Origin of the sequence: Crateriforma spongiae, from assembly GCF_012290005.1 — a bacterium.
GTDB lineage: Bacteria > Planctomycetota > Planctomycetia > Pirellulales > Pirellulaceae > Crateriforma > Crateriforma spongiae.
Genome location: NZ_JAAXMS010000010.1, coordinates 150435 through 177249, shown reverse-complemented (window position 1 = coordinate 177249; position 26815 = coordinate 150435). Strand labels below are relative to the sequence as shown.

Sequence of the window (26815 nt, the reverse complement as noted above, 5' to 3'; positions counted from 1 at the left end):
AGCTCATGCACCTAGCGAAGCCAACCAATGTCGTAACCGTCGAATCGAGCGATCGTGTCGCCGTTTTGACCTGAAAGATTGCCTTGCAAACGCAGGCCATGCTGCAGGCTTTGTTCGACGGACCAGTGAATCAGCAGCGGTTCGCCGGCCAATGGCAGACGTCCCAAAGCGATTTGATCAAAACCGACCGGCAGCGACGGACGATCGTGCAGTCGATATGCCAGCACCGCCGCGGCGTACAAGCAAGCGTCCATCGCGGCACAGGGAATCTGCCAACCCGCCAGCGGTCGATCTTCCCCGCCCAAGTGTGCGGGGGATGGCGATGCGATGCGGCCCCACAATTTGGATTGTTCCGTATCAACCATGACCTTACGCAAGCACTGGAGCGATTCACCGTGGTACACGGGCGCGTCAGTGCCCAGGTATTCAATGTCGTCCCAAACGCCGTGTTGCACCGGAGCCGGTGGCGGATCTGGATGGGGCAAACCGTTTTCAACCAGGAATTCACCGGAAAAATGGGTGCGGCACTCTTCAACCATTCGGCCGTCGCCACGCCGCAGATCGGCGCACAGACGCCACCGCTGGGAACGGCCGTTGGTACCATCCCCATCGGATTCCGATGACGACGTTTCACGGATGACTTCACATGCCATCGCGTCGTCATGGTGGAATTTCAAGGCCGCGATCGCGCGGACGTTCCGGCATGCCGTGATACGTCGCTGGCCGGCCTGCAGTGCAGCCGCTTCGGCCATCATTTCGATGGCCATGACCATCGGCAACGTTGGTTTTCCGCCGACGGTGTGCTGATTCAGAAAGTGGTCAACCGTCGGGTCCAACGTGATGGTGTGAGCCTGGGACGATGCGATCCCACGCGACGATGGATCCAGCATCGGATATTCTGGCTTTCCGGTTTCCCGCATGGCGGGGCCTGGAAAGAACTTGCGAATGTAACGTCGGTCGGTGATCAAAACCTCGGGAAGATCACCACCGTATTCGAGTTCATTCATGAAGTGCCGCAGCCCTTCATCGGCCGGCATGAATTGCATCCCGATCATTTCCAGCGCCAGCTTGGCTTCCGGTTTGGCCGCCATGCCGATGTCGCCCCAGGCATGCCAGTGGAACGTAACGCAGCGGACGTCCGGGCGCTGTTGACGCAGACGGTCGATGCACTTGGCCAGCATGTCGTTGGCCAGGGAATAATCAGTGTGGCCGTTGGCACCAAAGCGACCGCTGATCGACCCAAAACCGATGAACCATTCCAAAGGATCATCGTTGGTGGCGGTTGCCAGTTGCAGACATCCGTCGACTTTGGCCCCGATGCATTTGGCGACTTTGTCGGGACGTTTTCGATCGAACCGTGCGTCTTGACCGGCACCCGCACCGTGCAGCACCCCACGAATCGGTCCGTCACTGGTACGAATTTGTTGCAAGACTTGGTTGATTGCCGGCCCATCGGATACGTCGACACTGTGATACACCGCCCGGATTCCGCGCTGACGACACTGCGATAGCGTTTGGTCGATTTCGATGGCCTTTTCCAAGTCCCGCCACGTTTCGATCGGATTTTGGCCTTCGCGTTGGGCGCGTTGAATCACATCGCGGCGCAACTGAGTTCGATCGGCGGATGCGGCGTTTCGCGTCGCATCGTCGATCGACGGATTCGGGGCGGTGCCCAGCAAGTGCAGTGACAAATCGTAACGCTGGGCAAGCGACATCGCGGTCATCGCGGTGATCCCGCGGCCACCTCCGCTGACGACCCAGACGCCGCCGCGGCTGGGTGGCCCCACCGGCCCGCCTGATTCGTTCAGCGGTTGATAGCAGGCATCAATGGTCCAGCGTTCATCTTCATCCACCACCACTTCTTCGTCGTGTGACGGTTGGGCGAGTTCACGCCATGCGCCGTCGACGACATCCGATGCGGTGGCACCGGGAGCACCGTCGACGATCAGCATCGGCGTTTCGCGATGGCCACGCATCCAGGATTCGATTCGCATGGCTTTGGTCAGCCCCGCAATACCACCCGATTCGGCCGAGGGCATGCATTGACCATCGAAGCCGAAATTGCCGCCCGCATCGACGACCGACAACAGACTGGCGCGATCCATTTGGTCATCGTCAATCATCCGCTGCATCCATCGCTGACAGACACGAAACGGTGTCATCAGCGCGGCGTCACGGCGTTTCCCCCATGCTTTGGCATCCAGCGTGTCCAGCGCAGCGTCGTCGCGAGGTGTCGTGACGAAAAGATGCGGCGTGGCGTGTTGGTCCCACAGATGGTCCAGCCAGTGGTCCACATCACGGCTGGACAAATGGTCGGGAAAACGATGGCACCGAAACGTTGTTTGTCCAAAGCGTCGTTCGATTTCATCGGCGATCGGGTTGTGACCGACGACAATTGCATCACCCGAGAAATTGGGTTGCCTCGGCATGCCGGTTAAACGTGCTGCGGGAACGGTCCGCAATGCGAATCGACAGGTCCCGCGGGCCGGTGCTTCGACCTCTGGCGTCGTTGGAATACCGTTGTCTGATGGGAACGTCGTTCCGACCGGACGCGTGACATCGGAAACGCCCACCGCGACGCCATTGCCGTGTCCTTGGGCCGGCTCGACGGACACGCCACCAATCGGACCCCGTGGCGTTTCGGCCACGGCACTGGTATCGGATCCATGTGGGTGCGATCGATGATTCGAAAACGCTGACTGGTCGAGCGACTGGGGCGTCAGCGTGACGCTACTTTGGTCGGTTGGCTTTTTTTTTTCAGTGGCGGTCGTGACGTCTTCGCCCAGCTGTTCCAAAACGAAATCACGAATACTGCCCAGCGTTGGGAAATCGGACAGCTTCAACTGTCCCAGATCCAGACCCGACAGATCGTATTGTTCCTGCAATTCGCCCAGCAGTTGTGCCTTCTTGATGCTGTCCAAGCCCAGCTCGGCTTCCAAGTCGGCTTGCATGTCGACAATGTCCGGCGAGTAACCGGTTTGATCGACGACGAAATCCACCATCAGCGATGAAACGGATTGTGATAGCGATCCACGGCCGGATACGATTGCCGCGGATGCCGACGGGATTGCCACGGCATCGGTTACCGATGGCGGAGACGCGGCCGGGGCCACCGCTGCTGTCACAGCGGGTTGGCCACAATCAGGTTGGCCGAAGTGCTGGGAATAAAGATTTAGGATGTCGCCCAGCGTCGTGTAGTCACTTAACTTCATCTGGGCCAGATCCAGCTTCATGCCAGACCAGTCGGCCAGTTCGCCGATGATCTGAGCCTTTTTGATGCTGTCGACACCCAGTTCCGCTTCCAGGTCGGCATCGAATTCAACAATGTCGGGCGAGTATCCCGTCAGTTCAACGACCAGGTTGACCAACAAATCAGATGCCTGTTTCGCGGTCGTGTCGGTGGAAGCATTGCCGGTGGTTGGATGAACGGCCGAAACCGCGTCGGTCGGTGGAAGCATGCGGTTGGAGCTGACGTCACGGATCGAATGATTCACTTGGGTGTGTGAATCAGCGATGCCGTTGCTGATGTGACCGTTGGCGATTCGTCCATTGGGAACGCCATTGACGTGATGACCGTTTGAATCACCTGCGGAAAGTGACGCTGTGCTTTCGCCAGACGATCGCGGTACTGAATTCTGGCTTGCTTTGCGCCGCTTGTCCGTCACGTCGACAATCGTGATCGCCGCCTCGGTTGCCCCGGAAACAATCCGTTGATCCACTTCGGGGTGGCGAACATCGTTGGTGGCGGCAGAGATTGGTGGCTGCAACCCACGATTCACGTCCGATGGCTTACCAGTGACGACGGTCGTTGCCAAACGGATCAGCGATAGCTGCCGCTCGGTATCGTCGCCGGCATCCAAGGACAACGCGATCGCGCGGTCATCGTTTCGTGATCGGGACAAGCGTGTGAGGACGTCCGATGGGCCGACTTCCACCATCAATCCGACGCCGTCATCGCACAGCCGATCCATGGTTGCCGCGAACTGAACCGGTCGCGTCAGCTGGCTGATCAGGTTTTCCAGGATCTCGTCGGGATCGGCCAGGTAACGCAGCGACACGGACGACAGCAGTGGACAGACCGGCGGACGCAAGCGATGCGATGCAAAGGTCTGACGCAGCATCTTTTCCGCCGATTCCATCATCGGCGTGTGGAAGGCCGCCGGTACCGGAATCACCACCGCGGCCAAACCAGCGTCGGAAAGCACGGCCTTCGCTTGGGCAACGGCGTCCGGCGTTCCCGCGACGACGACTTGTTGCGGGGCATTGTGGTGCGTGATGACGACGTCGCAGTCGCCTTGACTCAGGGCCGATGCGATTCGGCTGGCGTCGCCACGGACCGAAAGCAAACAACCTGATTGCCGGACGTTGGTCAGAACGGCTTCGCTGCGTTGTTTGGCAAAGCGAATTGATTGGGCCAGATTCATTGCCCCGCTGTGCAACGCCGCGCCGCATTCGCCAAAACTGTGTCCGGTTGCGACGTGCATCGGGATTCCCGCCTGGGCCAGGCAATCAGCCATCACATGGCTGACGCCCAGGACCCACAGTTGCGTCCACCAGACATCTTTACCCAAGGTTCGTGTGGGATCATGCAATCGGTTCGCAATGGGCGCAATGCCCAGCGTCTGAAGTTCCCTGTCGAAATCGTCCAACGAACGTTGGGATTCCGCTTGATGGTCTATGATTTCGGGACGGCGAGGGTATTGCGATCCCTGGCCGGGAAACAGCCAAGCGACTCGGTCCTGCTGTGGTTGGTTCTTCCACAGAAGCCCACAAGCACGTTCATCCACCGTGACACGCGTGCCCTGGTTCCACAATTTCAGCAAGCGTGAAGCTTGTTCGGCAAGTCGCTGGTGATCGGTGACGACCAAGCCTGCTGTGAACCGACTCGTTGAACCGGAGAATGTAGCGGTGGACGATGCAAACGCGCCATCGGGGTCTTCCGCCCAGCTTGTTAGATGCCGGCGGATCGCTTCTTGGTCGTTTTCGGTGGCAACCAGCCATCGTGGCGAACTGGCACAGGCCGAATCGGTGCGGCAGACCACTGGGCGAATCGATTCGTCTAGTGTGGCTTGTGGCGACATGGCGGATGTACCCAGTTCATCGGAAACTCGGACGGCGGAAGTCGTGGATATCGGTGACGCCGATTCGGTATGACGGGCCGTTGCACTGGAGACAGCGGCGTCGTTTTCCGATCGACCTGAGGTGAGTGATGCGCGGACACCGAATCCGTCTTCCGCAACGGCGAACAATTCACACGGTTCGTCGGCGGCGGTCGGCTGAGCCCAACGGATCGACTGGGCGACCGTTCGGACAATCGGGTGCGCGCCCGAAAGATAGCCGAACTGACGAACCAATCCCGCATTCAGTTTGTCACCGGCCATGGCATCACAGCGAATGTCTTCGCGATGCTGGGCGGCAATGCGTTCACACCCGACGTGGTCGATCAGCCCGTGGATCTTGTGTCCGGATCTCAAGGCGTCTTCGCGACGCTGTAGCAAAAGAACCGCGACGCCTTCGCCTGGCAAAATCTGGCGGCAATCGTCCGGAACATCGATGGGCCGGCCGCTGCGGACCAGTTGATCTCTCAGGCTCAATTGTTCGAAAGCAACCAAGTCCAGTGAGCGCTGTGCGACGCCGCAAATCACCGTGTCCGCTTGACCAAACCGCAGTTGGTCGACCGCCGTCATCAGGGCCAACATTCCGGATGCGTCGTCGGCGTCGACGGCACACGCACCGCCCATCAAATCGAATGTCTTGGCAATACGCGAAGCCAAAGTGCTGGCGGTGAAGCTGCCGGTTTCGTCCAAAATCGCGGGATGGCGATGGATCAGGTGCTGGGCGAACTGATCCATCCAACGGTCGATGGATGTTCCGACGTCGACTTGACCAGAAAGGCATTGGCGGACGTGTCGGCAGATTTCCGGCACTCGCATGCCGACCTGTAGCTGATTGGAAAACTCGCCACCGAAAATCGTTCCCACCACCACGGAGGTTCGGCGGCGATCGATCACCGCGCGGTCGGCGGGCACATGGAAATCCGCGGGCTCGCCCAATTCATCCAGTGTCTGCCGTACCGCATCGATCAGCATCATCTGGATCGGGTTGGCATAGGTGACTTGCTTGGGCGGGATTCGATACGGTTGACCGTTGAACTGATAGTCGCGGATATAACCGCCCAGACAATGCGGTGTTCGGAAAGGCTGACGGTCGACGGCGAACACGTTTTCGCCCGTCCATCGGTCTTGGGGAGGCGACGCGATCATCGACCGGCCGTTTGCCAACATCGCGGACATGGCCGCCACGTTGTTCGCACCCGGCAGAACCACGCCGCGTCCGACGATTGCGATCGGTTGGCCCGGCGTCGGTCGCGACGACCGATCGGCCGGACGAACGCGGACGGCGGACTGGTTTGAACCGTGATTCGGTACTTTGGGCTTGGTCGGCCCCGCTTGGCGGATCACCGCGTGAGCGTTCAATCCGCCGATGCCGAATGCGTTGACCGCGGCGGATTTGCCTTGGCGGTTTGTATTGACCGGCCAAGCTTGGTTATGGTCCACCACGCTTAAGCGGCCTTGCGTCCAATCAAAGTGTGGCGTCGGTGATTTGAAGTTCAGGGATGCTGGCAGCGTTTCGTGCTGCATTGCAACGAGGACCTTCGTCAGACCAACCAGCCCGGCGGCTTCTAAGGTGTGTCCGAAATTGCTTTTGGCACTGCCGATCGCCAAGGGGCGACCGGGGCCGCGGTTGCTATCGGTTTCCAGCAAGGTCGAAAGCGAGGTCAATTCCGTGGCGTCGCCGACTTGGGTGCTGGTCGCGTGACATTCCATGTAGTCGATGGACAACGCGGGCGAACGATCATAGGCACGGCGAATCGCCAATTGCTGGCCTTCGGTCCGCGGGGCCCACAGACTTTTTCCGCGACCGTCCGATGCCAAACCGACGCCGACCAGTTCAGCCAGTTCGTTCAAGCCATGATGCCGTGCCGTGCTGCGACGCGTTAGGACGACCGCGACGTATCCTTCGCTGCTGATCAGCCCACTGGCGTTTTCGTCGAAGGGACAACTGTGTTCGTCGCTGCAGGCTTGTGACTGCGAAAACAGGATCAAATTGTCGACGCTGTTGTACGTGGCGCCGCCGACGATCGCCGTGTCAATTCGGCCTGCTTGGATCGCAGTGGCCGCATGTTGCAATGCGACCAGGGACGATGCACACGCGGCATCGACGACTTCACGAGGGCCGCCCAGGTTCAACAGTTGTGCCGACAATGAGGCCGCGGAATAGGCATTGAAATGCGTTTCAGCGTCCAGTTTTCGATGCGGTCGTGTTTCGCGAAGTCGCCGGGCCAAGGTTGCGGTGACTTCGCCACGCAAGGAATCATTGCTGCGCGGGAAATCTGCGACTTCGCGAATCTGTTCGGACACCACTTCGGCCAAGGTCGACATGGCAAGCGGGCCACCCAGTTTGGTTCCGCCACTGTGTCCGACGTAGATGCCACAACGGGCCGCCAAGTCTTCGTTGGCTTCGGCGCCGGCATGTTGCCAGGCTGACAACGCCACGGTCGCGAATTGCAGGTGACAGGGATCAAATTGCCCGATCCTTGCCGCTCGATCGACCACATCCGGTCCGATCGCTGATTCACCCACGCAACCGCCCAACGTGGTGTAGGACTTTCCGATTTGGCCGCGGCGCGGATCAAAGTACAGTGATCGGTCAAAGCGGTCGTGGGGCACTTCGTCGATCGCTGATCGGTTGGCAAACAACAAGTCGGCGAAAGCTTGGCGGCCGACCGCGCCGCCCGGCAGGCAAACGTCGAAGCCCGCAATCACCAGCGGATCGCCGTCATCGCTTTGGTCGTCCGAATCTTCGCGCACAAGAGGTGCGACGGGCGGTTCGGCCTTGATCTTGGCCGGTGAAACCGTTTTGTCGGTCGAAAGCAACGCGATCAAATCGCCGGTGGTGACGTCACCGGCGACCGGACGTCCCAAGCCGGTCAAAGCACCGGAGGTTGCAGATCGGTCAAATTCTGGGTCGTTGTTGAAATAGGGCAGGAAGGTTCGGACGTACGGGGCAGCCATCGTTTGAAAGACCGCGGACGCTTCGGCCGATTCATTCCCATTTTGTTCGGCTACGCCCTCGCGCCGACATGCTTCGCGGAATGCCGTTTCCAATTGTTGAATCGGAGTTCCCGACGGTGCCGTCAAGTGGTACGTGGATTGATGGTGCGGCGGACTGTGCATCAGAGCGACGATTGAATCGGCGACCCAGTCGGCTTCGACCAGGTTTTTGCGTTCGTCACCGGTGAAGCCCAAAGTCGAAAACCATCCGCCTTCACGGGGCAGACCGAAACGGCTTGCCAAAGCACGATACGTTTGAAAGGCGCCGTAGACCGTTCGGTCTGCGGTGACGGGGGATCGCCCGGTCGAATCGATCACGATCGACGGACGATAAAAGCTGACTCGGATGCCGGGCGTGTTCCGCAGCATCTGTTCGGCCAACAACTTGCTGCGTTCGTAATCGTTGGCGAACGATTGGCCGTGATCCAGATCGGCTTCCAACACGCGTCCGCGGCGGGCGCCACAGACGTAGGCCGTCGACACGTAGTGAAAGTCCTTCACACCGATTTGGCGTGCCAGTTGGACCAAGTGACGGGTCCCGTCGACGTTAGTGCGGTACGGTTCGCCCTGTACCGATTCGCTGGCGGGGCGAAAACTGAGCGACGCGGCGCAGTGCAGCACGGTGTCGACGCGGGCCGCCAGATGTTCACGATGGATCGGAGACAATCCGACCGCTTCGGCCGAAAGGTCACCGGCCACGACCTCGATCTGGTCGGCGTGATCATCCAATCGTCGCCCGAATCGCTTCAGAACTTCATCAACACGATGGCGGGCTTGATCATCGTTTTGCCCGCGTACCAGACAGACGACGTTTCGTCTGCGGTCGATCAACCGATCCAGCAAGTGGCATCCGACCATCCCGGTGGCACCGGTCAGCAGGACGGAATTCGGCTTCGACGACGGGGCTGGCATGACAAATCGGCGGCAGAAAAGTGCAGGCTCGCGAGGGGTGCGACAAGCACGCAGTCTAGTATGAGCGGGGGAAACTCCCAGGCTTTCCTTTGATGGTCAGGCGTTAACCTGCCTTATAGGCGGTAAATGGCGTGATAAGCCGCATTATCCTTGCGAGCTTGATTGGTCGCGTCGTTCGGAGGATCGTGGTAGACGCTGGAGCCCAGAAACCGTTCTTCGGAGCGGTGACCGACGACAGCGGAAAGGGGGGCACAGGCGGGGGGGCATTTGAAGGTCCGGCCACCGGGTCGAAGCGAAACCGAAATCCGGTGAATGGGCCGGCCAACAGCAACCGAAACGACGGAGACCGCCGATGTCCGATTCCGAAGCACTGCACGATGCCGCATTGGCCGGCCTGGGGCATTTGCCGGAAAGCCCCGACGGTCCGATCCGTTGTCTGTTGGTTCAGCCGTGCTTCGAATCGACCAATTACTGGAATTTCGTCGAAAGTGCTCGGGCGATCGGGGCCAAGGCCACCGCGCCGCCCTTGGGGCTGATGACCGTCGCCGCCCTTTTGCCCGAAACGTGGCAGTTCGAACTGTGCGATTTGAATGTCCGGCCGCTAGACGAAGAAGCTTGGCGGAACGCCGACGTCATCTGTACCGGCGGTATGCTGCCGCAACAGCCCGGCGTCTTGAAGCTGATCGAAAAGGCCAAGGCCGACGGAAAGTTCATTGCCGTGGGCGGTCCCGATCCGACCAGCCAACCCCACATCTATGAACATGCCGACGCGGTGGTCACCGGCGAAGGCGAGGCAACCATTCCGATTTGGCTGGACAGTTGGCGTGACGGCAATCCGAGAGGATTGTTCCAATCCGAACGCAAACCGGACGTAACGAAGACCCCGACGCCACGATTTGATCTGATTTCATTTGACGACTATTTGCACGTCGGCGTCCAGTCATCGCGTGGTTGTCCGTACAACTGTGAATTTTGTGACATCATCGAATTGTTTGGTCGCGTTCCGCGTGTGAAAACGCCACAGCAATTCGTCGCGGAACTGCAAACGCTGTACGACTTGGGCTATCGCGGATGGGTGGATTTCACTGATGACAACTTCATCGGAAATCGGAAACTGATTCGTCCATTGCTGGAAGCCATCAAGACCTGGAACGAAGAACACAATTACCCCTTTGTGTTTTCCACCGAAGCCAGCATCAACCTGGCGGACGATACGGATCTGATGAAGCTGATGCGCGAGGTTCAGTTCCGGTATGTCTTCTTGGGCATCGAATCGCCTGACGAAGAAACGTTGATCCATACCCAAAAACGGATCAACACCGTCCAGCCCATCATTCAGCGGGTGCGCACGATTTATGATCACGGCATTTCGATCGCTGCCGGGCTGATCATCGGGTTCGACACGGATAAACCGGGAACTGATGGTCCGATGATTCGCTTCATCCAGGAAAGTGGCATCGCGTTGTCGATGGTCGGGCTGTTAAGTGCTCTGCCAAACACACAGTTGACGCGTCGTTTAGCGCGGGAACGACGGCTGATCGATTCCAATCATCAGTGGCTTTCCGATGGATCAGCGGATTATGAACTTCGCAGCAACGAGTCCAAGGACCAAACGATTAGCGGTTTGAATTTTGTGACTCAGCGTGATCGGCTGGAAATCTATCAAGAATTGCGGACGATCATCGCGACCGTTTACAGCCCCAAAGCGTTCATGGATCGTGTTTTGGACACGACCCGGCGTATCAAGATTGTCAACAAACACGTTCCCAATGGCTGGGAATTTCGGCGGATGTTTCGCGGGTTTCGCACGATCGCTTGGCGGTTGTTGTCCGACCGATCAACGCGCTGGTTGTACCTGCGGAACTTTTTCCGTGCCGCGCTGATGGGGCCGACCAAGTTCGAATACGCTCACACCTTGATGGGATCGTATCTGCATTTTCACGGCCAGACCGAAAAGATGCTGGACGCGTTGGACGTTTCGATCGACTTTGCCGAAAACCACGCGGCGTATCCACGCAGTGTCCAGGAAATGCACCGGAGATTGGGCACGTTGCCGGTGGTCGAATCGCCAGCCGATGCCTCGCCGGTTTCGGCGACCAGCCATGCCGGTTCGACTTGAATCAAGCGGACCTGGCACGTCCAGGCCATCAGACGTTCTCTGCCGCGGGCTTGCCAGATTCAGGCGACAAAGGAAGATCGTCGTGCTCGTGCTTTTGAAGTGACCTTATCAGGTCGATCAAATTCTGGGCGGCACCATCGATGGTGTGCCTTTCGCCGACGATGCTTTGGCCTTTGCGTCCCAATTCGATTCGCAAGTCGTCATCGCTGCGCAGCCGAGCGATCGTGTCCGCCAGTCCGTCAGGATGGTCGCAGGGATATGTCAAACCGCCACCGGTGGACTGTACCAATTCGCCGAACGCGCCGTGGTCGGGTTGGACAACCGGCACGCCATTGGCCAACGCTTCCAGAACGAACAGCCCCTTGGGGTCTTCGTAATCGGTCGGCACGCTAAGAAGGTCCAGCGACCGCAGGAACCGGATCTTGCCGTTCAGGTCGGGGCTGCCGTGATGGAAGAACTGGTTGCTCAGACCCGCTTCTTCGATTCGACGGACCAGCTGATCAAAGTACGGTCGGTTTTGGTCGCCCAGCCAGCCGGCGACGTGCAATTCGATGCCGGGCGTTTCGTTGCGTCGACACAATTCGATAAAAGCATCGACCAGATGGTGCAGACCCTTTTCGGGTGCGATCCGTGCCAGGTAGCCCAGCCTAAAACCGCTCGAGTTGTCGGATGAGACGGGGCCGTCGATGTCTGGGGTTGCCTGCATTTCGGCGACGTCGATCGACAACGGATGCACCGACCATCGATCATCGGGGATGCCTAACAGAGCCGACATCTTTTCGCCATAGAAGCAGCTGTTGACGATGAAATGATCCACCGATTCGGCCAAGTCGCTGCACAGCCGGATCGCTTCGCCACGTTGTTGCTCGGGCAAGTGGTCCAGAAAAATGTCGTCGCCCTGTAGCAAGACGATGATCTTGGTTTCCGGCAGCCGTCGCCTGAGTGTGGGCAGCATGCCACCGATCAGCAAATTGGTCAGCACGACGGCATCGGGGCGCATGTCGGATTCCAACCAATCGACCAGACGCCGGACTTCATCGGCTTGGCGGCCGTGTTCGCCCCGCAGCATCGAAAGGGCCAGGTCGCCAAGGACGGCCGGATCGGTCGATCCGGCGCGGCGGGTCGCCCATCGCAGGATCGCCGGATGGTTCAGCCAACAACGTAGTGTGGCGGGGACGAATCGCAGCCAGGGCATCCGCTGTAGCAGATAAATTTCGATGCCGCCGAAGAAAACCTGAGATCGCGCGACGCTGATTTCGTCAGTGCGAATCGGTGTGTACAGCGGTTGCAGGACGCAATCGACACCTTTGCCTGCCAGGGCCCTGGCCAGAGCGTTGTCATGCATGCAACTGCCGCAGAACATCCCGGCGGCTCCGGCGGTCAAATAGACAAGCTTCATCGGCTGGGGGGATACTTCTCGGTGCACGTGGGGACGAACAGGTTGGACCGGACGCCGATGCGGGGGATCCGACCCGGGCGCCGACTTGGGGTGATCGGGCGACGGAATCGGGCGGATAGGAACTGACAGCGGTGGAATGTGAAAAAGGGGCCGCGTTGTGACGATGTCGGGGCGTTCCTATACTTCCACGTCTTTGACATTTCAGCATTGCACGCGAACCACCCCACCGTCGTGCCGCGGCCCACCGACGATCCTGTCCAACGTATGACCAGCACCCCTGCATTGATCGACATCGGTGACGCCAAACCGCCATTTTACTGGGGCGTGGATATCGGCGGCACGGGCATCAAAATCGGCCTGGTCGACAGCGGCGGTGGGACGGTCGCGTATCGTCGGATCCCGACGCGTGAAAGTGAAGGTCCCGATGCGGCGGTCGGTCGCGTCGCCGAGGTGGCCGCAGAGATCGACCGTCAGTTGGGCATTCAAACACGGGTGGCCGCGGTCGGCGTCGGGGCTCCCGGGCCGATGGATCTGCAGGCCGGGACGCTCGTTCAGCCGCCACAATTGCCAAGCTGGTGGGGCTATCATCTGGTCGACGCGATCGCCCAGCGATTCGGAAGGCCGGTCACGTTTTTGAACGATGCCAACGCGGCCGCCTACGGCGAATTTTGGCTGGGCAGCGGGCGTGCGGACCGTTCGATGGTGTTGCTGACGCTGGGCACCGGCGTCGGCGGCGGGCTGATCGTCGACGGCGAATTGGTCAACGGGGTGAACAGTTTTGGCAGCGAATGTGGGCATCTGATCGTCGATCCATCGCCCACCGCACGGCTGTGTGTCTGGGGGGGCGGCCGTGGGCAACTGGAGGCTTACGCGTCGGCCAGTGCCGTGGTCCAGCGAACTTTGCAGCAATTGACCCGTGGTCAGGACAGCTGTTTGAGCGGTTCGATGGGTGGCAGCGATACCGAACTGACCGCCAAGCGGGTTTGGGAAGCCGCGATCGAAGGTGACCAGTTGGCATTGGAAATCGTCGACGAAACGGCAAAATGGTTGGGCATCGGCGTCACCACGATTGTCCACATCACCGATCCCGGCAGCGTCGTTCTGGGCGGCGCGATGAACTTCGGCGGTGCCGATTGTGATGTCGGCCGACGATTCCTGAAGGGCGTGGCCGATGAGTTTCAGGCTCGCACGTTCGACAATGTTTTCGAAGGCACGTCGATCCAGTTCGCTTCCCTTGGCGGCGACGCTGGTTACCTGGGCGCCGCCGGATACGCCCGACACGAACATCCGCGTCACGACTGAATCGATTGATCGGTTGAACCATTCACACCGTCCTTGACCCAAGGGCGGATTCGCATAGCGATCTTTATGTCCACAATAATACGCAACTTCTGCATCATCGCGCACATCGACCACGGCAAAAGCACGCTGGCCGATCGCCTGTTGGAAGTCACCGGGACCGTCAGCACACGCGAAATGAAATCGCAGCTGTTGGATGACTTGGAACTGGAACGCCAACGCGGGATCACGATCAAAGCACGCAGCGTGACGATGCGTTTCAATCGAAACGGTCAAGACTATGAACTGAACTTGATCGACACGCCCGGGCACGTCGACTTTCAATACGAAGTGTCACGGTCGTTGGCGTGTTGCGAAGGCGCGCTATTGCTGGTCGATGCGTTTCAAGGTGTCGAGGCTCAAACGGTGGCCAACGCGTTCGCCGCCATGGAACACGATCTGACCATCATCCCGGTGATCAATAAGATCGATCTGACCCACGCGCGGCCCGATGAAGTTGCCGAAGAAATGATGAACAGTCTGGGAACCGACCCGGACGAATGCGTTCGCGTCAGTGCCAAGACCGGGCAAGGCGTCGATGGGCTGATCGACACGATCATCGAACACGTTCCCGATCCCGGCGGTGATCCGAAAGCCACGCTGCAGGCGATGGTGTTCGATTCAAACTACGATGATTTTCGTGGCGCGATCACCTACGTGCGGATACGGCAGGGCACGGTGCGCAAAGGCCAGAAAATTCGTTTTCTGCGTGCCGGAACCGAGCACGAAGTGGTCGAATTGGGCCAATTCACGCCCCAACGCCAGTCTCGTGATTCGCTGTCGGCCGGCCAAGTCGGCTATTTGATTTGCAACATCAAAAGTCTGTCCGATGTTCACATCGGCGATACCGTCAGCATTCCCGGCGACAAACCGGCCGAGCCTTTGCCGGGGTATGACCGGCCCAAGCGAATGGTCTATTGCGGCTTGTTCCCCAGCGACGGCCAAGACTTCAGCGAACTACGTGACGCGTTGGAGCGATTGTCGATCAACGACCCCAGCTTTGAATTTGAACCGGAAACCAGTGACGCCTTGGGCTTCGGATTTCGGTGCGGTTTTCTGGGGCTGTTGCACATGGAAATCATCCAGCAACGGTTGGAAAACGAAGCCGACATCGACTTGGTGCAAACGGCGCCCAACGTCACTTACGAGATCACCGACAAACGTGGCGAGGTCCAAGAGATCCACAAGCCGCAAGACGTGCCCGATCCCGGCGACATCGAAGAATTTCGCCAGCCGATCGTGCGATGCAATGTCATCGTTCCGGATGATTTCATTGGTCCGGTGATGAAGCTGTGTCAGGAACGACGTGGCATCCAGAAAAGCCAGGAATACTTGGCCGCCGGACGCACGATGTTGACTTATGACATCCCGCTGGCCGAGGTCGTTTACGACTTGCACGACAAAATCAAAAGCTGCACCCGCGGTTACGGCACGCTGGACTATGAAATGGTCGGCTATGAACCGGCGGATCTGGTGCGGATGGATATCTTGGTCAACGGCAAACGCGTCGACGCGCTCAGCGTCGTATGCAACCGCGCCGATGCCGACCGCCGTGGCCGTGCGGTGGCGAAGCGTTTGAAGAAGGAAATCGAACGTCACATGTTCGAGGTTGCGGTCCAAGCGGCAATCGGCAGCCGTGTGATCGCGCGAGAAACCGTGCCGGCGATGCGAAAGAACGTGACGGCCAAGTGTTACGGTGGCGATATCACGCGGAAGCGGAAACTGCTGCAAAAGCAAAAGGAAGGCAAGAAACGCATGAAGGCCATCGGCAACGTCGAGATCAGCCAGAAAGCCTTCATGGCCGTGCTTAGCGATTCCGAGCAGGCTTAGTCGTTCTAGAAAAAGCCACGCGGCAATACCTCGCGTCCGTAATCGGCTGTCCGCATCGACAGCAACGCCGGGTGCCGGGCCAACAGGAACGGCAACGACGGCGACTGTGCTTTGGACCACAAGTGGAACTGTTCGTAACTGGAAAGTTCCGTGTTGCCGAATCGTTGCCAGAACAATATCTGGTTGCTGACTTTGCCGAACGGTCCGTACGGAATGGCCGACAGCCGTTGTGCGCGTCGCTTTTGGTAGGACGATCGATTCCATACGGCGCCGGTGGGGGAACCAAACTCCGGGTCGACGGCAGCCGCGGCGGCGAAGTCTTCGATTTGTTCATGCAGATCGATCAACAGGCCTCGGGCATAGACGTCAGTGGGCCGTTCTTCCAATTCCAGTTGTGCGTCCTTGCTGGCTCGGCTGCGTTGACCACGCAACCACTGGGCACGAGCCACATCGGCTTTGGCGGATTGCAGGCGCGGTGCCAAACGAACGGCCATTCGCAGCTGTTGCAACGCGATCGCGTTTTGTGACATCGTCAGCGACAACAGCCCCCATTGGTGATACACCTGCCAAGCGTTGGGATACTGGGGGGCCAATTCTTCCAGGGCTTTGTAGGCCGGTTCATAGTTGAAATCGATTTGCCAATCGATCATCGCCCGGGCCAGTTTTGCTTTCATGTTGTCGGGGTCAAACGTCAAAGCCAGGCGGATGTGATCGCGAGCTTTGTTGACCAACGAAACGCATTCGTCTCCGTCAACACGACCCGCCAACGAAACCGACATCAACGCCACCCCGGCGTGGCTTTCGGCGTATTCCGGATCGCCTTCCAATGCGTGCTGGAAACAAGCCAGCGATTTTCGCATCGCGCCGACGTTGTCCGGATCGTTGCTGACTTCGCCCTTGTTCAGGCAACAAAGCACCTCGGGATCTTTCGGACGCCGGAGACCGTCGATGGATTGACGTGTGGATGACAAGCCGCGGCCGATCGCTTTGACCAAAGCCGACGCCATCGTCTTGCGTTCCAATAAATTGTCGCCGCCGGCGACCAAGACGGTATCGCCCCACAGTTGTTTGCCGTCGTCGCCGGAAATGATCTGTAGATTGATCTCCAGTGCTTTGGACTGACCCGTGTCATCGCTGATGCGTCGAAACTGGCCGTCAACCAACGCGTCAACGTCCAGCTCTCGTGCGGCGGCTTGATACTGTTTTGGGTTTTGGGCGTAAAGCGGAAAGAACTTCGCGACGGTCAGGTCTTTCACTTTGCTCAGTTCGTTGACCAACGCTTGTGACAACTGTTCGCCTTCGCTGGCGATTCGTTCGCCCAGATCTTCGCGGCGCAGTGATTGCGTCTCTTGCGTCTTGCCACGTTCGACGAACGTCAACACCCCGAGTGATCGGATGTCGTACATCGCTGCGGTCAGCTGTTGGTGCCAAAGCCCGCCGATGATCAGGCCGGCCGCACCTCCCATCAACGATTCAACAAATCGTCGACGGCCGAAGGTCGCATCGGAGACCGGTGGTGGACCGAATCCGCTGATCGACGAACCCGACGGGTCGGCAACCGGTTCGATTCGCAACGCTTCGGCGACCTCGGCGGCCGAGCTGGGACGGTCATCAACGGACTTGGCCAAACAGCGTTCGATGATTTCGGCCAATTCCGGATCATCACGGCGTCGCATCGGGTCGTACAGCGGTTCCTTGTGCAGCGATGCCGCGAATCGATCCGCGGAGGTTTCGCCTTCGAACGCACGACGCCCATAGAACGCTTCGTACAAGACGCAACCCAGGCCGAACAAGTCGGCCGCCGGTGTGACCGCTTCGCCGCGGGCTTGTTCGGGCGACATGTAACCCGGTGTTCCCAGGATCAGACCTGCCCGAGTTTGGTCATCCAATCCGCCCTGGGTGCTGGCATCGTGGGCAACCGGTGAATCCGCGTCGGCGGGCAATGCATCGTTGACCTCCAGCCCGCCACGGGGAACCCGCGACAGGCCAAAGTCGAACAGTTTGACGGTCAGATTGCTGCGAGAGGAAACCGATACGCCCGAACCGGACGTCGGTGAGTCATCGGGTTGGATGACCAGCGTGGCTTCATCGGCGACGCTAGAGGCGCTGATCGATTTCATGCGCGAATCGACGCCACCGCTGCGGTGCATCAGCATGACGTTGTGGGGCTTCAAGTCGCGGTGGATCACACCGGAAGCGTGGCATGTGGCCAGCGCGCTGGCGATTTGAACGCCGATTTGGCGGACTTGGTCGGTCGACAATCGTGCCTGTTTGAATCGATCGACCAGCGTTTCACCGTGCAGGAACTCCATCACGGCATAGGGCAGACCGTTGTGTTGGCCCACATCGAACAATTCGACGATGTTGGGGTGCACGATCTTGGCGACCGCCTTGGCTTCGCGTTGGAAACGTTCGACCAATTCCGCGTGATGTTTTCCGCCGACCGACAGCATTTTGATCGCCACGACGCGATCCAATCGTGTGTCGGTCGCGCGGAACACGATCCCCATCCCGCCGCGTCCCAGTTCGCCGTCGATGATGTACGGGCCGATCGTGTCACCGATGTGGGGCAATCCGTCGTCAACGACCGCCTGGTGCTTGTGGCCGGTGGGGGAAATGCCGGCCGACCCGCTTTGCGGCGGCCCGTTGGCAGGGGGTGAGGTCGCGGTGCCGGCGGATCCTGTCGAAGCGCCGGGGGTATCGTCAACCGGAGGCAGACCGAATGCGCCTCGAGACGCATCCATCACCGGTCGGGGAGAATCGTCGCCGGCATATTCACGGGCGACCAACTCCAATTCCTGTTTCAGCAGGATCGGGTCGGGGGACATTTCGCTGGAGGATCCGTCGAAACGGTCCAGGAAGGATGCGATCAGGTCGTCAACGTTGTTGACGCCCTTGCGAAGCATGTCTTCGAATTCCAGGCAGATCGCGTCCAGGCGGGCCAATTCGCTTGCCGTCAGGTCGCTCAGTTGTTTGGTCATCCCGTGGATCCGTTGTCCGTGAAGGTCGCATTCCTACCTAGATTGGTACCGTGACGTCGCCGCACCCACTGGACAATCGTTAATCCTGAGCGTCGTCCGTCGTCGCTGATTCAGCTTGTTCGCTCCAGATACGACGAATCAACTGCAATCTTCGTTCAACGGCCCGCTTGCTTAGTTGCAAACGTTGGGCAATCTCGTCAACCAGAAACCCGTCCATCCGCATCACCGCGATTTGGCGCAGCTGGTCATCATCCAGCTGTTCCAGCAGCGTGTCGCAGGCTTCGGCCAATTCGACCTGTAAATCGGGGGGGCCCAAGTCATCGGACACTCCGCCGATTCCATTATTACGTTTTTCGCCGGCCGGATCGATGAAAACCGATTCCCCCCGGACGCTGCCGCCGCCCCGCTTTTGCCGTGTGTGGTGCCGCAAATGGGCGTGCACCTTGCGGCTGGTCAGGGTGATCAGCAGGCCCCACAAGTTGTCCGGGCCGCTGAGATCGGGGAATTGATCGCGGCGGATTCCGGCGATGAAACTGTTGAAGGCCGACAAAGCGATGTCTTCTTCGTCGCCGGTTCGACGCAAGCTGGTCGGCAGCCGGCCGGCGGCCAAACGCACCAGAGGAGCAAAATAGCGATGCCACAGTTGTGCCGTCGCTTCATCATCGCCTTGGCGGACCCGTTCCAGTTGAGCCAAAAATTCTTCGGACGATTCCGTTTGCGGATCATTCATGGGGCACGGCCAATACTTCACCCTGGATCGGTTGACCGGCGGCATCGGATCCTTCGGCACGTGCGCCGGGGTCGAAGTGGCTTCGCCGGGCGAAACCCATCGCCACGGCGGCGACGGGAAACGAGATGGATTGCGTCATGGATCGAAATTTTTCGACCGCCGATTCGGCGACGCCGTTCGGCGGCCGCAGCGTTGCCAAGCTGGTCAACCGTGCGACCTTCTTTGCACCGGCCAGCAGCGTGGTGCCGGTCGGCACGGTGACCGCCACTGGTTCTGGATCGCCGGAGGTCATCGTCTGTGAATCATCCGCCGGCCCGATCGCCCAGTGCACCAGTTTTCGTTGGACTTGGCCCAACGCGTCCAGGCGGGCCACGGTTTCTTGCCCCAGATAACAGCCCTTGGTGAAGCTGATCGTCTGGGAATCGCGGTCGGCCTCCTGAGGCAGATTCGAATCGTCCAAGTCGATGCCGTACCAGGGAAATCCGGCGATGACGCGGTGCCAATGAAACGCGGCTTGGTCACCGACAGGCCCATCCAGTGAAACGGACGCGTCGTCAGTGGACCAGCACATCCGACTGCCCGGTCCCAGCCACGAACAATCATGCCAGGAATCGTTCAAACCGGCGGCAGATTCCGGGTCGGCGACCCACAGTCGCCAATCGCCCTCGACGATCGTCGGGGTGGCGTCTTCGCGGATGATGTAACGGTCGCAGTGGTCCACCAAGCGTTGGCAAAACGATGTTTGGGGATCCTTGGCCGATTCGCCACCGGGGCCGACCAAACGAAATCCCTGGTCCGTTCGATACACCATGACATGATGCAGCGTCTTTCCGCGGACGTCGGTGATGAACGATTCACAGCCCTGGCCGACGGCAAGCGCACGCACGTCCGCCGTGGTCAGATTGTGCAAAATCTGGTCCGCGTCGGCGCCACAAAGGTCAACGATGGTGGGTTGGTTCAGAACGTAAATCATGGCTGTGATCGCTGCAGCAAGGCAGGATACCAGTGCAGTGGAACGGTCAACAGTGTCGCTGGCTCGGCGTGGCGTCGGCCGGATCGGGCGGTGGATCGGTGGGGCCGGACGCTGATTCCGATGGCGACCAACAGCGGCACGCCAGGATGCCCACGCCCACCATGTCGTGACAGACACGATGGCGGACACTCAGGTGCGGCGCGATCGCGGTGGCATCGCCGCCGGTGATCAGCACCCGATCGGTGCCGTATCGGGTCGCCAGCCGGTCGATCGCTCCGGCAACGCCCGACAAGATGCCCAGCCGGATCGCCGCGACGGTGTCCTTGCCGGGCGACTGCAATGACGTTTCGCTGATCCAGTCGATTTGGGGCAACAGATCCGTCCCGGTCGCCAAAGAACGTGCCTGCAGATTCAACCCCGGCAAAATGGCTCCGCCCCGAAAGATTCCCTGGTCGTCCAGAAAATCGACCGTGACCGCTGAACCTGCATCGACCAAGGTCGTGGCACGTTGCGGGGGGCCGGGGTCGGCCAGACCGGCCGCAAAGGCGCACAACAGACGATCAATTCCGATCCGCTGGGGGGCCGCCAGGTCGCTGGTGACCGGCACACGGTCGTGAACCACCCGCACCACATCGGCGCCGGGGAATCGTTTCAAAATATCCGACTGCAGTCGTGACGCGGCCCCGCGGTTGACGCTGGCAAGACGCCACTGATGCACCGCCGGCGCGTGCTGCCGCACCCAATCGATTGCCTGGTCGGTCCACGGTCCGGCGTCGATGGCAAATGACCGGGACAGTGGTGAAACGTGATCGGAACCAAAAGGGCGAATGCCCGCCAATGCGTCGGAGATCAATACCTTGGCGGCCGTGTTGCCCAAGTCGACCGCCACAATCCCTCCGGGCGGCTGCCACGATGCGGCCGACGGATGATATGCCTGGACGCTCAAGACGACTCCTTTGGATCCGAGCCGTCCGAAGTCGATTCGTCCCCGTCCTGGAAATCCTTGGCCTGCAAATCGTTGCTCAGCTGCGCGGTGGGTCCGGCCAAATGAGGCGGAACCCGACGCCGACGCTTGGCGACTTTTTCGCCTTTGGTGGGCTTCGCGTCTTCGGGCCGCAGCATCACGACGTCTTCGCCCGCGTCGATCAGTGCTTGGCGACGTTGCTGGACCCGTTGCATGATCGCGTCGGTCAGCGTGTCCAGCCCTTCGCCGGTCATCGCGCTGATCAGATGAACCTGTCGGCCCGTTTGTTCGGACAGTTCCCGGGCCACGTCGTCGGCGCCGTCCAATTCGGCTTTGGTGACGACCAGCAATTCGTCGCGTTCGCCCAGCGAAGCATCGTATTCACAGATTTCTTCGCGAATGGCTTGGTAGTTCTGCAGCGGTTCGGTGCCGTCGATCGGCGCCGGTTCGACCAAGTGGACCAGCAAGCCGGCGCGTTCGACGTGCTTCAGAAATTCGTGTCCCAAACCGACGCCTTCGCTGGCCCCTTCGATCAGACCGGGGATGTCCGCCAGAACGAATGACCGTTCCATGTCCACGTCGACGATTCCCAAGTTGGGATGTTTCGTCGTGAACGGATAATCGGCGATCTCGGGCCTTGCACTGCTGATTCGCGATAGCAGCGTGCTTTTACCGGCATTCGGCTTTCCGACCAAGCCAACGTCGGCGATCGATCGAAGCTCCAGAATCACCGCCCGGCTTTCCGGTTCCTCGCCCAACGTGCGATGCCGCGGTGCCTGATTGGTGCTGGACTTAAAACGTGCGTTGCCGTGACCGCCCTTGCCGCCGTGGGCGATCACGAATCGTTCGCCGGGCTGGGTTAGGTCTTTGATCACAAAGCCGTGCTGGGCATCGATCACGGTGGTGCCCGGCGGGACGTACAGCGTTTCATCCTTGCCGTTGCGCCCGTGCCGCATCGAACCTTGGCCGGGTTGGCCCTTGGGGGCGCGATAGAAATGCCGATTGGCAAAGGCGGCCAAGCTGTTAACGCCCAGCTTGGCCTCCAAGATCAGACTGCCGCCGTTGCCACCGTCGCCGCCGTCCGGACCACCGCGGGGGACGTACTTTTCACGACGAAAGCTCATGCAACCATCGCCACCGCGACCGGCCTGCAATTCAATTTGGACACGGTCAACGAACATGGCTGCGGCTGGTCTATCAATGGCCCGGGATGACGCACATCGGCATCGACTGGCGGAAATTCACCACGGCAAACCCAACAACCGTCGCGTGCCCATGGGACTGACGGTTGGCCTGGCGATGAATGTCAACAGCCGAGACGGATCGCGGGCGATTCCCGGGCGTCGGTCAAATCGATGCGCTTAGGCTTCGGCCAAGTCGACGTTGACCCGGCGGCCTTCCTGGTCGAAACGGACGGTGCCGTCGACCAACGAAAACAGCGTGTAATCGTTGCCGATGCCGACATTGCGACCGGGCTTGAATTTGGTGCCGACCTGACGAACCAGGATGCTGCCGGCGGTCACCGCTTGGCCACCGAAACGCTTGACGCCACGACGTTGCGCGTTGCTGTCACGGCCGTTTCGGCTACTACCTTGTCCCTTTTTGTGTGCCATCGATGGGTCTTCTTTATTCGGATTGCCAAAGTGCGTATTGCAAAACTGTTTCGAACCAGGGGGCGACCCAATCTTCGATGGCCTGTGCCACCAGACCGGGGAAACCCTTCACGAATCGGCCGGTGAAGGGCTGCCGGATCGGAAGAAGCTGGATCGGGAAAATCGGGATCGACTGGTTCATATCCGTTCGTCGGCACCAAGCCGCGGAAATCTGGCACCACGGTGCGAATATGCGGCGAGGCAAATTTCAGGCCGGACGGACGGCGAATTTCGAATCGAGAAAGCTAGCGAAAGATCCACCGATAATCAAGGCGTTCTTCCAAGCCATACTTGTCCAGAATCACCTGTTGGTCGATCGGGTTGCTGTACGGCGGAACGCCGAAGCGGATCTTGTCTTCGGTCGGATTGACCGCGTCGCCGGGGCGGAAGAAGTTCAGCGACAGTGCCTTGCGGCGATACTGGCTGTCGCTGCCCAAATCATCGATTTCGAAGGCGTTGGTCAGCCCGAAGACGTCGACCGACAAGAAATCGATGTCCGGGTCGACGTCGGTCCACGTGGCCAGCCCCCAAACGCCGGGGGCTTCGGGGTCACGAGACAACGGAATCTTTTGCCGGCTGATTTCCACGGTGTTGTACAGCGGAACCACGATTTGTTCCCGCCGGGTGATTTGTTCTTTGACCGACGGCAGCAAACGGTCGATCACCCGCCGGCCGGTTTCGCGATTGACCAATTCCAGGATCGGAAAACCACGCTTCGACGGATAACTGACCGCTTCGATCCGTTCGTACAGATCCGCATCGCCGACGCGTTCGGTGGCCGGACGCAGATCGTTGCCCCGGTAACGCAGACGGAAAACCATATACGTGACCAACTTTCGCTGGGTCTGGCCGCCGGGTGCGGGGACGTCGGCAAAGATCTGACGCAGCGGCTTGAAGGAAAACTCCAAACAATAGATCTCGCGACGCAGCGTGACGCTTTGTGCTCGCCGGGCCAACGTCCGGCTGGCCGCTTGGAAATGCGGTTTGCCTTCGGGATAGGCTTCGCCCTGCCAGGCGATTTCCGGGTGCATTTGTTCCAGTTCGCTCATCGGGAACGGGCCCGAATTGGTTTCTTCGGGCTTCGGCGCCGGCGGAATTTCGATCAACACTCCCGCGGCAAACGGCGTCTGGACCTGCTGCGACGGGTCTTTGACGTCGGCACCGTTCTGGGCGATCACCGATGCGGCCGGACCGCAAAGGACCAACAGACCGGACAACCACCAACCGGCGGACCGATTCGTGACATGCCCGCGGTGTCCAGGCCGGGCGGCAGCGGTCGACGGCAATGCAATCATGCGGGACGTCCCAATGAAATGGGCCATAGAAGGGGCAGCGAGAAGTGGACGCGACGCAGCGGGCACGACGAACGGGGCGATCGATTCGACCCCACAGCGGGCGACAGTTGACCCGTCGGCCCCGATCGACGGGACTTTCGGATCCAGATTTCACTCCGCAGTCTAATCGACCCCGATTCGGTTTCCACACCTCGGCCCGAGCGGCCCCCTGGGATCATCGCAAATCGCTTGCCGACGATAACGAATCTGCGGCCCCCGCATCGGCCACTTTCGTCGCAGGTTCCGGTGCCGCCAGGGTGACATCGCCGGATTGGTCGGCTTTTGCGTCGTCTTCGGCATCCCCGGTGGGAACCGGAGCGACGAATTCCAACGTACTGGCCAGCTGGACTTCGCTGCCCGCCATGGCGTCGAAACTGTCCGCATCGGTCGTGAACGTGGCCAGCAGGCGACGTCCGCTGGGCGCGGCATGGTGTTGGACGATCCAGCGGACTTCGACCCCTTCGACGGTTCCCGCGGCGATCAGCTGCATGGTTTCGATGCCACCGGGGCTGGTCATCCGGTCGTCTCGCAAGAAACGTGTCATCCGGTCGCCCAGAGATCGTCGCACGTCTTGTTGCAACTGGGCCAAGGTCCACGTCTTGCCTTCGGGCAATCGGACCAGCGGCTTCAAGTTGCACTGACCCATGCTGGATTCCTGGTCGATCATCCGCATCATTGCCGCGCCGGGGCGGTCGCTGATCATCCGCCAGCGGCGGTCCATCAACGCCGTCACCGACAAGGCGTCGCTGTGCAACAACACCAGGGTTTGGTTTCCGGGCACGGGGCGTGTCAGGTCCATCGCCACGGGTTTGGCGGGCAGCCCGGCCGGCCGCGGCATCGGTTGGCGGATCATTCGGATCTTCGCCTGCACGTCGAATCCAGGCTCGGCTTTGCCGATGTCCCGCGTCTCGTGCAGTGCCAACGCCAACCAGTTGCAGACGTTCTGTTTTCGGTCAAACGTCATCTTGCCGACCAGCCGCACCAATGTCGGGACGCCGTCGATGGATCCATCGATCTTCCCGCTCATCGTGATCTTGGCGATCGCGTCGTCGATGTCTTCGATCTTGTTTTCGACCTTCCCGTCATCCACCGACGAAAGGTTCAACAGGTTGCCGATCGTGCCGCGATTGACTTCGTACTGATCGCCTTTGGCCACCGCGGTCAGCGGCAACAGGTCGCCCAACTGGACCGCTGAAACAGGCGTCCGGATCAGTCCCAGTTCCTCGTGGGTCAAGTAATCGTCGCCGCAGTAAATGGTTTCCGGCAGCATGTCGCGTCGGACCAGGGTTTGGCGGACCGTCGGTCGCAAGCCGAAGGAGATATCATTCTTGCTCAGCGTGCCGGAACTGACCGCTTCGTGGTAATACCGTTCCAGCCCCATCACCGGCGAACCTGGTTTCGCATCGGTCGGCCACCGGTAACGCTCTTCGTAATCAAAGACCGCGTCGCTTTGGATCGGCAGCTTCGTCATGCTGCGTTTGGACACCAGCGGGTCGGACGGCAAATTCACGTTCCCCTGAACGTTGATCGCCAAGCGGACGCGGAACAAATCCAAGTCGGGGTTTTCGACCAGCGAAACCCGCCCCGTTTTGGACGCCGGTGCCGCATCGGACGTCCGACCGATGCAAGCCGCCGCCATCGCAGCGGTCGCAATGGCGAATCGTCGGCGGTCGATCGATGCGGCGACCGGACGATCCGCGGCCCCACCAGTGACGGCCTGATCAGTGACGGCTCGACCATCGGTGGAAGCGCGGGGCGTGGACGTTGGGGGCAGTGACGGACGTGACGACATGTTCGGCAATCCACGTTTTCAGGGCGACAGGTCTGGACGCGCCGCCCGCGTGATGGGGCGCGGCGGTCCTGCGGTTACCCCAGTTCAATCGTCCAGACCGGTTGATCGGGTTGAATCGATTTTGCCTGCTTGGTCTTGCTTCCCCTGATCGTGGGGAGACCGCTGTGGTCGCTCAATCGCCTGCTTCACACTGTGCGAAATTTGAACAGGATGTCTCGGAATGAGACTGGAAAAAGTTGCAACGACTTGGAAAAGTTTCAAGACATCTGGGCGGTAAACCGGGCCCCACCGATGAACCCGTCGGTCGAGTTTTCTGTCCAAAGCGGCATGAAAACGCGAGCGACGCGTCGGATGGTGAGGGCAAAGGGAAAATATTTTTTGGTTTTGGCCCCAAATTTTCTACTCATCTCACCGGACAGTTTTTCAGTCCGATTGGCAGCCATGTCGGGCTTACACCCCCATTAGTGGTGCAAAGAGTGTGACCAGACGTGTCACAGCCGTGTCAGATACTGGAAAACAGGCCACACCCGACGCTTGACGCGTAGGTTTTAATGAGGCGGGCGACAAGGAGTCGCCCACCCCCGTACCGTCCACCGGATTCGGATGGTCCCCGGGAAACATTTGTGGTTGGAACGAGCGGCCCGCCGGGGTCGCATGGAAATTCGCTTTCGTTACCG

General features: G+C 59.9%; 13 protein-coding genes. 3 read left to right on the top strand and 10 right to left on the bottom strand.

Features of this window, described 5'->3' with window-relative positions; translation table 11 throughout:
* Nucleotides 1-11: 11 nt before the first annotated feature.
* Nucleotides 12-9026, bottom strand: a complete 9015-nt coding sequence (locus HFP54_RS22710) for a type I polyketide synthase (protein WP_168566904.1) — start codon at nt 9024-9026, stop codon at nt 12-14.
* A gap of 352 nt (nt 9027-9378) precedes the next feature.
* Between HFP54_RS22710 and HFP54_RS22705 the strand changes: the two genes are divergently transcribed.
* Nucleotides 9379-11145: a B12-binding domain-containing radical SAM protein gene (locus tag HFP54_RS22705; RefSeq protein WP_206036349.1), complete on the top strand. Its 1767-nt coding sequence runs from the start codon at nt 9379-9381 to the stop codon at nt 11143-11145.
* Nucleotides 11146-11173: 28 nt separating this feature from the next.
* Here the strand turns inward: HFP54_RS22705 and HFP54_RS22700 are convergent, their stop codons facing one another.
* Nucleotides 11174-12544, bottom strand: a complete 1371-nt coding sequence (locus HFP54_RS22700) for a glycosyltransferase family 4 protein (protein ID WP_168566903.1) — start codon at nt 12542-12544, stop codon at nt 11174-11176.
* Nucleotides 12545-12808: 264 nt separating this feature from the next.
* Here HFP54_RS22700 and HFP54_RS22695 point away from each other — a divergent pair, with 264 nt between their 5' ends.
* Both HFP54_RS22695 and lepA read left to right on the top strand, forming a co-directional pair.
* Complete coding sequence (locus HFP54_RS22695) at nt 12809-13846, top strand: ROK family protein (RefSeq protein WP_168566902.1); 1038 nt, start codon at nt 12809-12811, stop codon at nt 13844-13846.
* A 66-nt stretch (nt 13847-13912) separates the two neighbouring features.
* Nucleotides 13913-15712: a translation elongation factor 4 gene (lepA, locus tag HFP54_RS22690; protein WP_168566901.1), complete on the top strand. Its 1800-nt coding sequence runs from the start codon at nt 13913-13915 to the stop codon at nt 15710-15712.
* Between the two features lie 5 nt (nt 15713-15717).
* On the opposite strand, the gene HFP54_RS22685 is transcribed toward lepA, so the two are convergent.
* The 8 genes from HFP54_RS22685 to HFP54_RS22650 form a co-directional block, all read right to left on the bottom strand.
* A complete protein-coding gene (locus HFP54_RS22685; RefSeq protein ID WP_168566900.1) occupies nt 15718-18693 on the bottom strand; it encodes a serine/threonine-protein kinase in 2976 nt (991 codons plus the stop codon).
* A 79-nt stretch (nt 18694-18772) separates the two neighbouring features.
* On the bottom strand, nt 18773-19423 hold the full coding sequence (locus HFP54_RS22680) for an ECF-type sigma factor (RefSeq protein WP_146412919.1): 651 nt from the start codon (nt 19421-19423) through the stop codon (nt 18773-18775).
* Nucleotides 19416-20396, bottom strand: coding sequence for a CAF17-like 4Fe-4S cluster assembly/insertion protein YgfZ (ygfZ, locus tag HFP54_RS22675; RefSeq protein WP_235952212.1), 981 nt, complete (start codon nt 20394-20396; stop codon nt 19416-19418). Before ygfZ ends, HFP54_RS22680 begins: the two co-directional genes overlap by 8 nt.
* A 46-nt stretch (nt 20397-20442) precedes the next feature.
* On the bottom strand, nt 20443-21342 hold the full coding sequence (locus tag HFP54_RS22670; protein ID WP_168566899.1) for a type III pantothenate kinase: 900 nt from the start codon (nt 21340-21342) through the stop codon (nt 20443-20445).
* Nucleotides 21339-22541 carry a GTPase ObgE gene (obgE, locus tag HFP54_RS22665; RefSeq protein ID WP_146412922.1) on the bottom strand — a complete coding sequence of 401 codons (1203 nt, stop codon included), beginning with the start codon at nt 22539-22541 and terminating at the stop codon, nt 21339-21341. Before obgE ends, HFP54_RS22670 begins: the two co-directional genes overlap by 4 nt.
* A gap of 180 nt (nt 22542-22721) precedes the next feature.
* On the bottom strand, nt 22722-22973 hold the full coding sequence (rpmA, locus tag HFP54_RS22660; protein WP_145300089.1) for a 50S ribosomal protein L27: 252 nt from the start codon (nt 22971-22973) through the stop codon (nt 22722-22724).
* Between the two features lie 284 nt (nt 22974-23257).
* Nucleotides 23258-24334, bottom strand: a complete 1077-nt coding sequence (locus HFP54_RS22655) for a hypothetical protein (protein WP_168566898.1) — start codon at nt 24332-24334, stop codon at nt 23258-23260.
* Nucleotides 24335-24521: 187 nt separating this feature from the next.
* On the bottom strand, nt 24522-26138 hold the full coding sequence (locus tag HFP54_RS22650; protein WP_168566897.1) for a hypothetical protein: 1617 nt from the start codon (nt 26136-26138) through the stop codon (nt 24522-24524).
* Between the last annotated feature and the right edge of the window lie 677 nt (nt 26139-26815).